General features: G+C 60.5%; 12 protein-coding genes. 6 read left to right on the top strand and 6 right to left on the bottom strand.

The annotated features are described in order from the left end of the window. The first annotated feature begins 63 nt into the window (after positions 1 to 63). Positions 64 to 681 (top strand): bifunctional phosphoserine phosphatase/homoserine phosphotransferase ThrH, encoded by a 618-nt coding sequence (gene thrH / locus GIW48_RS08435; RefSeq protein WP_236460261.1) that lies wholly within the window; start codon positions 64 to 66, stop codon positions 679 to 681. Positions 682 to 790: 109 nt separating this feature from the next. On the opposite strand, the gene GIW48_RS08430 is transcribed toward thrH, so the two are convergent. The 6 genes from GIW48_RS08430 to rloA form a co-directional block, all read right to left on the bottom strand. After that, entirely contained in the window at positions 791 to 1,147 is a 357-nt protein-coding gene (locus GIW48_RS08430; RefSeq protein WP_099548788.1) for a helix-turn-helix domain-containing protein, read from the bottom strand. Next, complete coding sequence (locus GIW48_RS08425) at positions 1,147 to 1,449, bottom strand: type II toxin-antitoxin system HigB family toxin (protein WP_099548789.1); 303 nt, start codon at positions 1,447 to 1,449, stop codon at positions 1,147 to 1,149. Before GIW48_RS08425 ends, GIW48_RS08430 begins: the two co-directional genes overlap by 1 nt. Before the next feature lie 227 nt (positions 1,450 to 1,676). Continuing rightward, positions 1,677 to 3,020 (bottom strand): aminodeoxychorismate synthase component I, encoded by a 1,344-nt coding sequence (gene pabB / locus GIW48_RS08420; protein ID WP_236460262.1) that lies wholly within the window; start codon positions 3,018 to 3,020, stop codon positions 1,677 to 1,679. Positions 3,021 to 3,205: 185 nt separating this feature from the next. After that, on the bottom strand, positions 3,206 to 4,192 hold the full coding sequence (locus GIW48_RS08415) for an alpha-L-glutamate ligase-like protein (protein ID WP_017134738.1): 987 nt from the start codon (positions 4,190 to 4,192) through the stop codon (positions 3,206 to 3,208). Beyond that, positions 4,192 to 5,724 (bottom strand): osmotic stress tolerance membrane protein RloB, encoded by a 1,533-nt coding sequence (gene rloB / locus GIW48_RS08410; protein WP_017134739.1) that lies wholly within the window; start codon positions 5,722 to 5,724, stop codon positions 4,192 to 4,194. The genes GIW48_RS08415 and rloB overlap by 1 nt, the downstream gene beginning before the upstream one ends. Before the next feature lie 5 nt (positions 5,725 to 5,729). Next, entirely contained in the window at positions 5,730 to 6,263 is a 534-nt protein-coding gene (rloA, locus tag GIW48_RS08405) for a retropepsin-like aspartic peptidase RloA (RefSeq protein WP_017134740.1), read from the bottom strand. A gap of 272 nt (positions 6,264 to 6,535) precedes the next feature. On the opposite strand from rloA, the gene GIW48_RS08400 reads away from it, so the two are divergent. The 5 genes from GIW48_RS08400 to prpF all read left to right on the top strand — a co-directional run bounded on the left by GIW48_RS08400 (position 6,536) and on the right by prpF (position 13,288). Continuing rightward, positions 6,536 to 7,249 carry a GntR family transcriptional regulator gene (locus GIW48_RS08400; protein ID WP_017134741.1) on the top strand — a complete coding sequence of 238 codons (714 nt, stop codon included), beginning with the start codon at positions 6,536 to 6,538 and terminating at the stop codon, positions 7,247 to 7,249. Further along, entirely contained in the window at positions 7,246 to 8,139 is an 894-nt protein-coding gene (gene prpB, locus GIW48_RS08395) for a methylisocitrate lyase (protein ID WP_017134742.1), read from the top strand. The genes GIW48_RS08400 and prpB overlap by 4 nt, the downstream gene beginning before the upstream one ends. 42 nt (positions 8,140 to 8,181) lie before the next feature. Then, a complete protein-coding gene (prpC, locus tag GIW48_RS08390; protein WP_017134743.1) occupies positions 8,182 to 9,309 on the top strand; it encodes a bifunctional 2-methylcitrate synthase/citrate synthase in 1,128 nt (375 codons plus the stop codon). Between the two features lie 183 nt (positions 9,310 to 9,492). Further along, the gene (gene acnD, locus GIW48_RS08385; protein WP_170039301.1) at positions 9,493 to 12,087 is read left to right on the top strand and encodes a Fe/S-dependent 2-methylisocitrate dehydratase AcnD; all 2,595 of its coding nucleotides are present in this window, start codon (positions 9,493 to 9,495) and stop codon (positions 12,085 to 12,087) included. A gap of 10 nt (positions 12,088 to 12,097) precedes the next feature. Then, positions 12,098 to 13,288 (top strand): 2-methylaconitate cis-trans isomerase PrpF, encoded by a 1,191-nt coding sequence (gene prpF, locus GIW48_RS08380; RefSeq protein ID WP_236460263.1) that lies wholly within the window; start codon positions 12,098 to 12,100, stop codon positions 13,286 to 13,288. Positions 13,289 to 13,442 lie beyond the last annotated feature (154 nt).

The following is a 13,442-nucleotide window of genomic DNA, read 5'->3' as shown; positions in this document are numbered from 1 at the left end:
GAATCGCTAGAGTTCGGCAGTCCTTTTGCTCGCTCAACTAACAACATCCAATAGGAGTGTCTTGTGGAAATTGCCTGTCTCGACCTGGAAGGGGTGCTGGTTCCGGAAATCTGGATCGCCTTCGCCGAAAAAACCGGTATTGAATCCCTGCGGGCCACCACCCGTGACATTCCCGACTACGACGTGTTGATGAAGCAGCGTCTGCGCATTCTTGACGAGCATGGCCTCAAACTCGCCGATATCCAGGAAGTAATCGCGACCCTCGAGCCGCTGGACGGCGCCATCGAGTTCGTCAACTGGTTGCGCGAACGCTTCCAGGTGGTGATTCTGTCGGACACCTTCTACGAATTCTCCCAGCCGTTGATGCGCCAGCTGGGTTTCCCGACCTTGTTGTGCCACCGCCTGATCACTGATGAAAATGATCGAGTGGTGAGCTATCAACTGCGTCAGAAAGACCCTAAGCGCCAATCCGTACTGGCGTTCAAGACCCTTTACTACCGCGTGATCGCCGCTGGCGATTCCTACAACGACACCACGATGCTGGGTGAAGCTGACCGTGGGATTCTGTTCCATGCGCCAGAAAACGTGATTCGCGAGTTCCCGCAGTTCCCGGCGGTGCATACCTTTGAGGACTTGAAGAAAGCGTTCATCAAGGCGTCGAATCGGCAGTTGAGCCTGTAAGTGACTCAGTGCTGTTGATGGCCCCATCGCAGGCAAGCCAGCTCCCACACTGAATGCGGTCAACCTGTGGGAGTTGGCTTGCCTGCGATGAGGCCCGTGCGGCCACTGCCTAAACCCCGGCCAGTAACCGCTCATATGGAATGCTCAAGCCTTCATGCAGCCGCTTGATCATCGACAGGCTCAGCTTGCGCTTGTGGTTCAGCACCTCTGACACCCGCCCACTGGTGCCGATAAAGGGCTCCAGATCACGGGCAGTCATGCCTAATTGCTCCATGCGAAATCTGATCGCCTCCACTGGGTCCGAAGGCGGCATGGGAAAGTGTTCCGCCTCGTATTTCTCAATAAGCACGGCAAGAATTTCCAGCTCGTCACCCTCTGGCGAGCCAATGTCCGCGCCCCAAAGCTGCTCCACACGCGCAAGCGCAGCGGTCAGGTCTTCCTGGGAATGAATAGGTTTGATGTTCATCACACGGTCTCCGCGTTGATCTGGTCGTACTGCATATGGGTTCCCACGAAACGCACGAACCCCAGCTGTCGTTGATAGTCGATCGCCATGATCACTCGATACTTGTTGCCGCCCACGTTGAAAACAACTCTGCCGCCCTTGAGAATGCTCGCCGTTCCAAGCTCTGCCTTGAGCGCCTGTGGCGTTGTGTAAGTGGTCCTCTCCATATGGCGATACAGTTCGACCAGCGGTGTCTTGGCATCGGTATAAGCGCGATGGCTTTCCCAGAATGTCCTTAAGGTAGAGAGGGCGATTATCCGCATCGCTGCTCCCTCCCAATTTGGGAGATGTTAGGTGGGGTTCGTGTGAGATGCAATCCCGGAAATAATTTCTGACGAGTAGGCATTCGCTTCATGTGATCCTTCACAGGTGGCGGGTGGACGGTCTGAGCCGGACGCTATCCGCCCGCTCATACTGCGTCCACAGCCGTTCTGATTCAGGTTTTTTCTGTCACTGGGCGCCGCGTACGAGCGCCAGGAAAGGCGGGGTGCTACAGGTTTTCCAAAGTGTGTAACAAGACCCGCACCTTGGTCAGTGACTCTTGATACTCCGCCTCCCACTCCGAATCCGCCACGATCCCGCCACCGCCCCAGCAGTTCACGTGCCCATCCTTGACCAGCAAACTGCGGATGGCGATGGAGCTGTCCATCTCGCCGCGTACATCCAGATACACCAGCGAGCCGCAGTACAACCCGCGTCGGGTCGGCTCCAGCTCATCGATGATCTGCATCGCGCGAATCTTTGGCGCGCCGGTGATGGAGCCGCCAGGGAAGCTGCCGGCGATCAGGTCGAGGGCGTCTTTGTCGTCGGCCAGCACCCCCGTCACGCTGCTCACCAAATGGTGCACATTGGGATAACTTTCCAGGCTGAACAACTCCGGCACTTTCACCGAGCCGGTGCGGCAAGTGCGGCCGAGATCGTTGCGCAGCAGGTCGACGATCATCAGGTTTTCGGCGCGATCCTTGGCGCTGGCCAGAAGTTCGGCGGCGTTGGCGGCGTCTTCTTCAGGCGTCAAACCCCGCGGGCGGGTGCCTTTGATTGGGCGGGTTTCGACCTGGCGTTTGCTGATCTGCACGAAGCGTTCCGGCGACAGACTGAGTACCGCGCCGTCATCGGGCAGGCTCTGAAACCCGGAAAACGGGGTAGGGCAGGCCTCGCGCAACGCGCAATACGCCACCCAGGGATCGCCGCTGCAGGGCGCGCGAAAACGTTGCGCAAAGTTGACCTGGTAGCAGTCGCCCGCCTGGATGTAGTCCTGAATACGCGCGATGGCCTCTCGGTAGGCCTCGGGCGTGAGCTCCGGTGCCATGGGACCGTTGAGCTTGAAGGTGTCAGATGATTCAGCTGCAGGTTGCCCGAACAGGTTGACCAACCGCAGCCGTTCGCTGTCGGCCAGCGTGGGGTGAAAGACCAACTGGCTGGTCTGTGCCTGGTGATCGCTGATCAGCGCCCAGGCATACAGCCCGAAGCGCGCATCCGGCAGGTGCAGGTCATCCACAGCCCAATCAGGCATTTGCTCCAAGTGCCGGCCAAAGTCATAACTCAAGTAGCCAATCAGGCCGCCAGCAAACGGCAGCGCATAACCTGCAGGCAGATCCGCTTCGCCCAACTGCGTCAGGTTGGTCCGCAAGCGTTGCAGGAAATCACCGCCACTTTCGTCAGGCGCAACCGTCAATGTCGCTCGCGGCCAGGCGCTGAGCAAGTCATAACGCCCGCGTTCGGCAGCCGGGCGGCCACTGTCGAGCAGCACTGCGCCGGGGGCATGACGAATCGCCGCAAAGTAGTCGGCGGGGTTGGCCCGGTAGGGCAGCGGGTGTACGGAGCAGGTCGACATTGCAGGGTGGATCAGCTGTTGGCGTGGGGGTGGCGATTGTAGTCCCCTGAAGGGTTTGGTCCTAGAGGGGATGTCGGTGATAGCTGGATAGAGGTGTTGCTTGTCAGAAAGCTATCGCAGGCAAGCCAGCGCCCACTGGTTGATCGCGTTCTCATGTGGGAGCTGGCTTGCCTGCGATGAGGCCATCAGCCTTCTACCGCAGGAATATGCCCAAACATTTCCTGCACAAACTTCACGCGTTCTTCCGCAGTTTCGGTCACGCCAGCCGCTTTGAGTTCGTCCAGTCGCGCTTCAACCGCATGGGTACGCAACGTCAAACCGCAGTCGTTAGCGATCTGGATATTCAGCCCCGGTCGCGCATTCAGCTCCAGGATCAACGGACCTTTTTCCTGGTCCAGCACCATGTCCACGCCGATATAGCCCAGCCCGCACAGCTCATAGCAGCCGGCCGCGAGCTTCATGAACCCGTCCCAGTTGGGCAGTTGCACGCCATCCACCGCGTTGGTGGTGTCGGGGTGTTTGGTGATGATGTTGTTCAGCCAGGTGCCGCGCAGTGTCAGGCCGGTGGCGAGGTCCACACCCACGCCAATCGCGCCCTGGTGCAGGTTGGCCTTGCCGCCGGACTGGCGGGTCGGCAGACGCAGCATGGCCATCACCGGGTAGCCCATCAGCACGATAATGCGGATATCCGGCACGCCTTCGTAGCTGATGCTCTTGAAGATCTGGTCGGGCACCACGCGGTATTCGATCAGTGCGCGGTCGCGGTGGCCGCCCAGGGAGTACAAACCGGTGAGGATGCTGGAGATCTGGTGCTCGATTTCTTCATGGCTGATGATCTTGCCGGACACCGTGCGGTAGCGCCCTTCAAACCGGTCGGCTACCACCAGGATGCCATCACCGCCGGCGCCCTGGGCCGGTTTGATCACGAAGTCGCTGCGCCCGCCGATGATCTCGTCGAGCTTGTCGATTTCCTTCTCGGTGGAAATGATCCCGTACATCTCGGGCACATGGATGCCCGCCGCAATCGCCCGTTCCTTGGTGATGATCTTGTCATCCACGATCGGGTACAGGCTGCGCTTGTTGTACTTGAGCACGTAGTCGGCGTTACGCCGGTTGATGCCCATGATCCCTCGCGCTTCGAGGGCCTTCCAGGTTTTCCAGAAGCCGAACATTACGAATCAGCCTTGAGGAAGGCCTTGAAACGCACCAGCTCGGTCAGGCGATAGCCGCGATAGCGACCCATGGCCAGCATGAAACCCACCAGGATCAACAGGATGGCCGGGAAGGTGAACACAAAGTAGACCAGCTCCGGCACGCTCATGATGATGTGCGCCAGGGCGGCGGCGAACAGTGTGCCCACGGCCACTTTCAACGCATGGTTGGCGCCACGTTCTTCCCAGGTGATCGACAGGCGCTCGATGGTCATGGTCAGAATCACCATCGGGAACAGTGCTACCGACAACCCGCGTTCCAGGCCCAGCTTGTGGCTGAACAGGCTGATGGCCGCAATCAGCACCACCACAAAGGTCAGCACCACCGAGAGCCTCGGCAGCATCTGCAGCTTCAAGTGTTCCAGGTACGATCTGAGCGACAGGCCCAGCGCGGTGATGATAGTAAACAGCGCAATGCCGAAGCCCAATTGCGTCTCGCGAAACGCCAGGGCGATCAGTACCGGGGTGAAGGTGCCCAGGGTTTGCAGGCCGATCAGATTGCGCAGGATCAGAATCACCAGCACGCCGATGGGGATCATTACCATGATCATGAAGGTTTGCTGGGTTTGCAGCGGCAGGCCGTACAACGAGTATTCGAGAAAATTGGCGTCGGTGTTTTCGTCCGTCAGCTTGGCCAGGCGAATCGCGTTCATCTCGCTGTTGTTGAGGCTGAAGGTCACTGCGGCCTTCTTGCCGCCATCCACCGTGATCAGGTTTTCATCGCCAGTCCACCACAGCAGCCGGTCGGACGGCAGGCCTTGCTCGCCGGTTTCCGGGTTGAAGTACAGCCAGTCATTGCCGTTGAAGCTGCGCAGCCACAGTTCCGGAGTTTGCGGCTGGTCGGCGACTAGCCGAATGGTGTGGACTTTTTCCACCGGCACATGGGCGATGGACAGCAACAGTTCGACGATCTTGGCTTTGTGTGGCGTGGACGGGTCGCCCGCCAGCAATAGCTTTACATTGTCGTCGTTGAGGTTGTTGGTGCGCTTGATCGCCTCGGTGATAAAGGTCTCGACGTCGGCCGAATGCTGGCGGATCGGCGCCAGCAGGGCTTCGGCGGCGATTTTTTCCGGGCCTTCGACGGCGATGCTGTCACGGAAGGTCGGGCCTTTGACCTTGACCTTTTCACCGCTGTAGCGCTTGGTCAGCACCAGGCGGTAATACAGGGTCTGCTTGCCTTTGGCCCGGCGCGCCGACCAGGTGACCTTGCGGTTGCCGTCGGTGCGGTTGACGCTCACGCCGTAGTTATTGGAAATAAAGCTTTCATTGAGACTGACGAAGTCGCGGCTCAGGGGCGGCACGAACATCGAGATCTTCACCGGGTCCTTGGGGTTGGCGACGAACTCGACCTTGGCGTCGATGTTCCACAGGTCGTCGGTGGCGTCTTCGGTGACGGGAATTCCCAGCACGAAAATCTGATAGGCGGTGACCGAAATACCCAACACCACCAGGATGGTGATCAGGATTCTCAGGTGCAGGGTCAGAGAGCGCATTCGGTTTACTCGGCGGTATGAGCGTCGGCGGCGCAGGCGGGTTTGCCCGCTGCGTATTTAAGACTGGGGTCGACCAGCGCATCAAAGCGTTTCAACGCTTCGGAGCCGATCAGCAGCGGGTATTGGAAGGCGCTGCGGTCAGTCAAGTTCACTTCGATGCTGCGTAAAGCGGTGCCCATGCAGATATCCAGGGAGATCACTGGGCGGGCGGTGTAGTTCTTGTCCTCATCGGGGTCGTAGTCACCGGCGCGGCGCTTGATCTTGCTGACGCGGGCCAGGGGGCGTTCGATGGGGTGGGAATGGGCGGTGTCGATGGCGAGATAAAAGCGTACCCAGGATTCGCCGTCGCGCTTGAAACGCTTGATATCGCGGGCGCTCAACGAGGCAGTCTTGGCGCCGGTGTCGAGTTTGGCGGCGACTTCCAGGTCGATGCCGGCCAATTTGGCGTATTCATTCAGGCCATACACGGTCTTCTCGGCGGCAACGCCAAGGCCAGGTATGCACAGTAGGCAAATAAGAAGGAAGGGCTTGAGTCTCATAGATCCTGACGCGGTGCAGTGCGATGTTTAATTCAAGGCGACTGGCATTGCTGCGCAAACTCCCTCGTGCGCCGTTTCATCAAGTGATGTCAGGCAAAAGCGGCGGGCATTCTAACATGATGCTTTTCTGGCGCCAGCGCTGGCAGGCGGCCATGCCCAGCGAAGGTGCGGCAAGGGTTATTAGATGATTGTCGACAATATGGATTTATTCTTTGACTAATAAGGCTTGATTGGCTAGTTTTTGCGACATTGCTTTTAAAGGTGTCGACAATATGCTGGATCAGCTGGAAACTCCGGTGGTGTCGCAAGACGATTCCCAGACCATGTCAGAGAACGTCTTCCGGCGTATCCAGGCCGCCATCGTCAAGGGTGAAATCGCTCCCGGCAGCAAGATCTCCGAACCGGAACTGGCGCGCACCTACGGCATCAGCCGTGGCCCGTTGCGTGAGGCTATCCACCGCCTCGAAGGTCAGCGCCTGCTGGTGCGTGTGCCTCATGTGGGCGCAAGAGTGGTGTCCTTGAGCCATGCCGAGCTGATCGAACTGTATGAAATCCGCGAGTCCCTGGAAGGCATGGCCTGCCGCCTGGCCGCCGAGCGCATGACCGACGCCGAAATCGAAGAGCTGCGCCAGGTGTTGCACACCCATGAGCGCGACGAAGCGTTTCAGGCGGGCCTGGGCTACTACCAGCAGGAGGGCGACTTCGATTTTCATTACCGGATAATTCAAGGCGCCGGTAACCGCACCCTTACCCAAATGCTCTGCGGCGAGCTGTACCAATTGGTGCGTATGTACCGCATCCAGTTCTCCGCCACCCCGAATCGTCCACGCCAGGCTTTTGCCGAGCATCACCGCATTCTTGACGCGATTGCCGATCGCGACGGTGAACTGGCCGAGTTGTTGATGCGCCGCCATATCGGCGCTTCCAAACGCAATATTGCCCGTCATTTCCCGGACGGCGCTCCTTCATCACGAGGTGAGTCATGAGTTCCAACAATAAAACCACTCCAGGCCAGCGTTTTCGTGACGCCGTTGCCAGCGAACAGCCCTTGCAGGTGGTTGGCGCAATCAATGCCAACCACGCGCTGCTGGCCAAGCGTGCCGGTTTCAAGGCGATTTATCTGTCAGGCGGCGGCGTAGCTGCCGGTTCCCTGGGCGTGCCGGACTTGGGCATCACCGGCCTGGACGACGTACTCACCGACGTACGCCGCATCACCGACGTGTGCGACCTGCCGCTGCTGGTCGACGTCGACACCGGTTTTGGCTCCTCGGCCTTTAACGTGGCGCGCACCGTCAAGTCGATGATCAAGTTCGGCGCCGCCGCCATCCATATCGAAGACCAGGTCGGCGCCAAGCGTTGCGGGCATCGCCCGAACAAAGAAATCGTGTCCCAGCAGGAAATGGTCGACCGCATCAAGGCCGCCGTAGACGCGCGCACCGATGACAGCTTCGTGATCATGGCGCGCACCGACGCGCTGGCGGTTGAAGGTTTGGAGTCGGCGCTGGAGCGTGCCGCCGCCTGCATCGAAGCCGGTGCCGACATGGTGTTCCCGGAAGCCATCACTGAGCTGGAGATGTACAAGCTCTTCGCCTCAAAGGTAAAGGCCCCGATCCTGGCCAACATCACCGAGTTCGGTGCAACCCCTCTCTACACAGTCGATCAACTGAAATCTGCCGATGTTTCCATCGTGCTGTACCCGCTCTCGGCTTTCCGCGCCATGAACAAGGCTGCCGAGAACGTCTACACCGCGATTCGTCGCGACGGTACGCAACAGAACGTCATCGACACCATGCAAACCCGCATGGAGCTTTACGATCGCATCGACTACCACACCTTCGAGCAGAAGCTCGACGCGCTGTTCGCCGCGAAAAAGTAACGAACGCGCCTCCCTGAATAACTACAAAATTGGAGAAGAACCATGGCTGAAGCAAAAGTACTGAGTGGTGCCGGTCTGCGTGGCCAGGTGGCCGGGCAGACTGCACTGTCCACCGTCGGCCAGGCCGGTGCCGGCTTGACCTATCGCGGTTATGACGTGCGTGAACTGGCCGCCGATGCGCAATTTGAAGAGGTCGCCTACCTGCTGCTCTACGGCGAGTTGCCGAGCAAAACCGAATTGGCTGCCTACAGCGCCAAACTCAGCAAACTGCGCGACCTGCCGCAAGCGCTTAAAGAAGTGCTGGAACGCATTCCTGCCGACGCCCACCCGATGGACGTGATGCGCACCGGTTGCTCGTTCCTGGGCAATATCGAACCCGAGAAAGACTTCAGCGCGCAGCACGATGTCACCGACCGCCTGCTCGCCGCTTTCCCGGCAATCATGTGCTACTGGTATCGCTTCAGCCACGACGGCAAGAAGATTGACTGCGTGACCGACGAGCCAAGCATCGGCGGCCACTTCCTGCACCTGCTGCATGGCAAGAAGCCCAGCGCGTTGCATGAAAAAGTCATGAACGTGTCGCTGATCCTCTACGCCGAGCACGAATTCAACGCCTCGACCTTCACCGCCCGCGTGTGTGCTTCAACCCTGTCCGACCTGTATTCCTGCGTGACTGCCGCCATCGGCTCGCTGCGCGGTCCGTTGCATGGCGGCGCCAACGAAGCCGCGATGGAGATGATCGAGCGTTTCGGTTCGGCCGAAGAAGCCGTCGAAGGCACCCTCGGCATGCTGGCGCGCAAAGACAAGATCATGGGCTTTGGCCACGCGATCTACAAAGACAGCGACCCGCGTAATGAAGTGATCAAGGGCTGGGCGAAAAAACTCGCGGATGAGGTCGGCGATAAAGTGTTGTTCCCGGTCTCCGAAGCCATCGACAAGACCATGTGGGAACAGAAAAAGCTGTTCCCCAATGCTGACTTCTACCATGCCTCGGCGTACCACTTCATGGGCATCCCGACCAAGCTGTTCACGCCGATCTTCGTGTGCTCGCGGCTGACCGGCTGGGCTGCGCATGTGTTCGAGCAGCGCGCCAACAACCGCATCATCCGTCCAAGTGCCGAGTACATCGGCGTTGAGCAGCGCAAGTTCGTGCCAATCGAACGTCGCTGAGTGGCATGAACCAGGCACATTGGCCTATGTGCTTTTCTGTGGGAGCTGGCTTGCCTGCGATCGCATCACCCTGGTGTACCTGTCACACCGCAGTGATGCCATCGCAGGCAAGCCAGCTCCCACAGAGAGCCAGGCCAGTGTCGACAGTTCGCCTTGTGAACCTACCGTGACCGAGTCCTGACGATGAACACTGAATTTCGCAAACCGCTGCCCGGCAGCCGCCTGGATTTCTTCGACGCCCGCGCGGCTGTCGAGGCAATCACGCCCGGCGCCTATGCCACCTTGCCGTACACCTCGCGCGTGCTCGCCGAAAACCTGGTACGCCGCTGCGACCCGGCCACCCTCAACGCTTCCCTGAGCCAACTGATCGAACGCAAACGCGACCTCGACTTCCCTTGGTTCCCGGCACGTGTGGTGTGCCATGACATCCTCGGCCAGACCGCGTTGGTGGATCTTGCTGGCCTGCGCGATGCGATCGCCCTGCAAGGCGGTGACCCGGCGCAGGTCAACCCGGTGGTGCCGACCCAACTGATCGTCGACCACTCCCTGGCCGTGGAAGCCGGTGGTTTTGACCCGGACGCATTCGAGAAAAACCGCGCCATCGAAGACCGTCGCAACGAAGACCGTTTTCACTTTATCGAGTGGACCAAAAAGGCCTTCAAGAACGTCGACGTGATCCCGCCGGGCAACGGCATCATGCACCAGATCAACCTGGAGAAAATGTCCCCGGTGATTCAGGTGCGTGACGGTGTGGCCTTCCCCGATACCTGCGTCGGCACCGACAGCCACACCCCGCACGTGGATGCCCTGGGCGTGATCGCCATCGGCGTCGGTGGCCTTGAAGCCGAGAGCGTGATGCTCGGCCGCGCCTCGTGGATGCGCCTGCCGGAAAGTGTCGGCGTGGAGCTGACGGGCAAGCTGCAACCGGGTATCACCGCCACCGACATGGTGCTGGCGCTGACCGAGTTCCTGCGTAAACAGAAAGTCGTGGGTGCGTGGCTGGAGTTCTTCGGCGAGGGTGCTTCGGCACTCACACTGGGCGACCGCGCGACCATCTCCAACATGGCCCCGGAATACGGCGCTACCGCCGCGATGTTCTACATCGACCAGCAAACCATCGCCTACCTGAAACTCACTGGCCGCGAAGACGAACAAGTCACGTTGGTCGAGCAATACGCCCGCCACACCGGCCTGTGGGCCGATGACCTCAAGGGCGCGCAATACGAGCGCGGCTTGACCTTCGACCTGTCCAGCGTCGTGCGTAACATGGCCGGCCCGAGCAACCCGCATGCGCGTGTTGCCACCAGCGATCTGGCGTCCCAAGGCATCTCCGGTCAGTGGGATGATGTGCCGGGGCAAATGCCCGACGGCGCGGTGATCATCGCCGCCATTACCAGTTGCACCAACACCAGCAACCCGCGCAACGTGATTGCCGCAGGCTTGCTGGCACGTAACGCCAACCAGCTGGGGCTGACGCGCAAACCGTGGGTCAAATCCTCGCTGGCGCCGGGCTCGAAAACCGTGGCCATGTACCTGGAAGAAGCCGGCCTTGGCCATGAGCTGGAAAAACTCGGCTTCGGCGTGGTGGCCTTTGCCTGCACCACTTGCAATGGCATGTCCGGCGCACTCGACCCGGTGATCCAGCAAGAAATCATCGACCGCGACCTGTACGCCACTGCCGTGCTGTCGGGTAACCGCAACTTCGACGGACGTATTCACCCGTATGCCAAGCAAGCGTTCCTGGCTTCGCCGCCGTTGGTGGTGGCCTATGCGATTGCCGGTACCATCCGCTTCGACATCGAAAAGGATGTGCTGGGCCTGGATGCCGACGGCAAGGAAATCCGCCTGAAAGACATCTGGCCAAGCGACGAAGAAATCGACGCTGTGGTCAAGGCGTCGGTCAAACCGGAGCAGTTCCGCGCCGTCTACATCCCGATGTTCGCGATCCACGAAGACACTGGCCCCAAAGTCGCGCCGCTGTACGACTGGCGCCCGCAGAGTACCTATATCCGTCGCCCACCGTACTGGGAAGGTGCGCTGGCGGGTGCGCGGCCGCTCAAGGGCATGCGCCCGCTGGCGGTACTGCCGGACAACATCACCACCGACCACCTGTCGCCGTCCAACGCGATCATGCTCGACAGCGCCGCCGGCGAATACCTGGCGAAAATGGGCCTGCCGGAAGTCGACTTCAACTCTTACGCGACCCATCGCGGCGACCACTTGACCGCGCAGCGCGCAACCTTCGCCAACCCGAAGCTGTTCAACGAAATGGTCGTGGAAAACGGCAAGGTCAAGCAGGGTTCCCTGGCGCGTATCGAGCCCGAAGGCCAGGTCACGCGGATGTGGGAAGCCATCGAAACCTACATGGAACGCAAGCAGCCGCTGATCATTATCGCCGGCGCCGACTACGGCCAGGGCTCGTCCCGCGACTGGGCGGCCAAGGGCGTACGCCTGGCCGGTGTGGAGGCGATTGCCGCCGAAGGGTTCGAGCGCATCCACCGTACCAACCTGGTGGGCATGGGCGTGTTGCCGCTGGAATTTTTGCCGGGCACCGACCGCCACACACTGAAGATCGACGGCAGCGAAACCTATGACGTGGTCGGCCAACGCACCCCGCGTGCGCAACTGACGCTGGTGATCAACCGCAAGAATGGCGAACGTGTCGAAGTGCCGGTGACGTGCCGCCTGGACACCGCCGAAGAAGTGTCGATCTACGAGGCGGGCGGCGTGTTGCAACGTTTTGCCCAGGACTTCCTGGAATCGGCGGCGACGGCTTAAGGGGATAACCATGGCACACGCAGCGCAAATCAAGATCCCCGCCACCTACATGCGTGGCGGCACCAGCAAGGGCGTGTTTTTCAGCCTCAAGGACCTGCCCGAGTCGGCGCAGGTGCCGGGTGCTGCTCGCGATGCCTTGCTGTTGCGGGTCATCGGCAGCCCCGATCCCTACGACAAGCAAATCGACGGCATGGGCGGTGCAACCTCCAGCACCAGCAAAACCGTGATCCTGGCCAAAAGCACCCGGGCCGATCACGACGTGGATTACCTGTTTGGCCAGGTCTCGATCGACAAGCCGTTTGTCGACTGGAGCGGCAACTGCGGCAACCTGTCGGCGGCGGTGGGTTCGTTTGCCATCAGCGCCGGCCTGTTTGACCCGGCCCGCGTGCCGCATAACGGTGTGGCGGTGGTGCGGGTGTGGCAGGCCAATATCGGCAAGACCATCATCGCTCACGTGCCGATCACCGACGGCGCGGTGCAGGAAACCGGCGACTTTGAGCTCGACGGCGTGACCTTCCCGGCTGCCGAAGTGCAGCTGGAGTTCATGGACCCGGCAGCGGAAGAAGAGGGCGGCGGTGGCTCGATGTTTCCCACCGGCAACCTGATCGACGACCTGGAAGTACCGGGTGTCGGCACCTTCAAGGCGACGTTGATCAACGCCGGTATCCCGACGATTTTCATCAACGCCCAAGACCTCGGCTACACCGGCACCGAGCTGCAAGGCGCGATCAACAGCGACCCAAAGGCCCTGGCAATGTTCGAGACCGTGCGGGCCTATGGCGCGTTGCGCATGGGCCTGATCCAACATCTGGACGAAGCCGCCCAGCGCCAGCACACGCCGAAGGTCGCGTTTGTGGCCAAACCTTTGGATTACGTGGCCTCCAGTGGCAAGGCAATCAAGGCCGGTGATGTGGATTTGCTGGTGCGCGCACTGTCCATGGGCAAGTTGCACCACGCGATGATGGGCACGGCGGCGGTGGCGATTGGCACGGCGGCGGCGATTTCCGGCACCCTGGTCAACCTCGCGGCCGGTGGTGTCGAGCGCAACGCGGTGCGGTTCGGGCACCCGTCCGGCACCTTGCGCGTCGGTGCCGAAGCCACCCAGGTGAACGGCGAATGGGTAGTAAAAAAAGCCATCATGAGCCGCAGCGCACGGGTGTTGATGGAAGGCTTCGTGCGCGTGCCCGGCGACGCGTTCTAACCCTTGCGGGAGCTGGCTTGTGTGGGAGCTGGCTTGCCTGCGATGGCATCACCTCTGTGTTTCAGATGAACCGAGGTGATGCCATCGCGGGCAAGCCCGGCTCCCACAGGTGATTCTCTATTTCAAGGCAGACACCCAAGATCTGCTTTCCAAT

The organism is Pseudomonas sp. PA-6-3C (assembly GCF_021605825.1).
Taxonomy (GTDB): Bacteria; Pseudomonadota; Gammaproteobacteria; order Pseudomonadales; family Pseudomonadaceae; genus Aquipseudomonas; species Aquipseudomonas edaphica.
The sequence above is the reverse complement of the archived record's forward strand: the minus strand, read 5'-3'. Positions and strand labels throughout refer to the sequence as shown.

Coding starts and splice junctions, on each gene's coding strand:
- GIW48_RS08415 (WP_017134738.1), bottom strand. CDS start 4,192: ATGTTCGGCTTCTGGAAAACCTGGAAGGCCCTCGAAGCGCGAGGGATC.
- rloB (WP_017134739.1), bottom strand. CDS start 5,724: ATGCGCTCTCTGACCCTGCACCTGAGAATCCTGATCACCATCCTGGTG.
- prpB (WP_017134742.1), top strand. CDS start 7,246: ATGAGTTCCAACAATAAAACCACTCCAGGCCAGCGTTTTCGTGACGCC.
- prpF (WP_236460263.1), top strand. CDS start 12,098: ATGGCACACGCAGCGCAAATCAAGATCCCCGCCACCTACATGCGTGGC.
- GIW48_RS08430 (WP_099548788.1), bottom strand. CDS start 1,147: ATGAACATCAAACCTATTCATTCCCAGGAAGACCTGACCGCTGCGCTT.
- GIW48_RS08425 (WP_099548789.1), bottom strand. CDS start 1,449: ATGCGGATAATCGCCCTCTCTACCTTAAGGACATTCTGGGAAAGCCAT.
- acnD (WP_170039301.1), top strand. CDS start 9,493: ATGAACACTGAATTTCGCAAACCGCTGCCCGGCAGCCGCCTGGATTTC.
- rloA (WP_017134740.1), bottom strand. CDS start 6,263: ATGAGACTCAAGCCCTTCCTTCTTATTTGCCTACTGTGCATACCTGGC.
- GIW48_RS08400 (WP_017134741.1), top strand. CDS start 6,536: ATGCTGGATCAGCTGGAAACTCCGGTGGTGTCGCAAGACGATTCCCAG.
- pabB (WP_236460262.1), bottom strand. CDS start 3,020: ATGTCGACCTGCTCCGTACACCCGCTGCCCTACCGGGCCAACCCCGCC.
- prpC (WP_017134743.1), top strand. CDS start 8,182: ATGGCTGAAGCAAAAGTACTGAGTGGTGCCGGTCTGCGTGGCCAGGTG.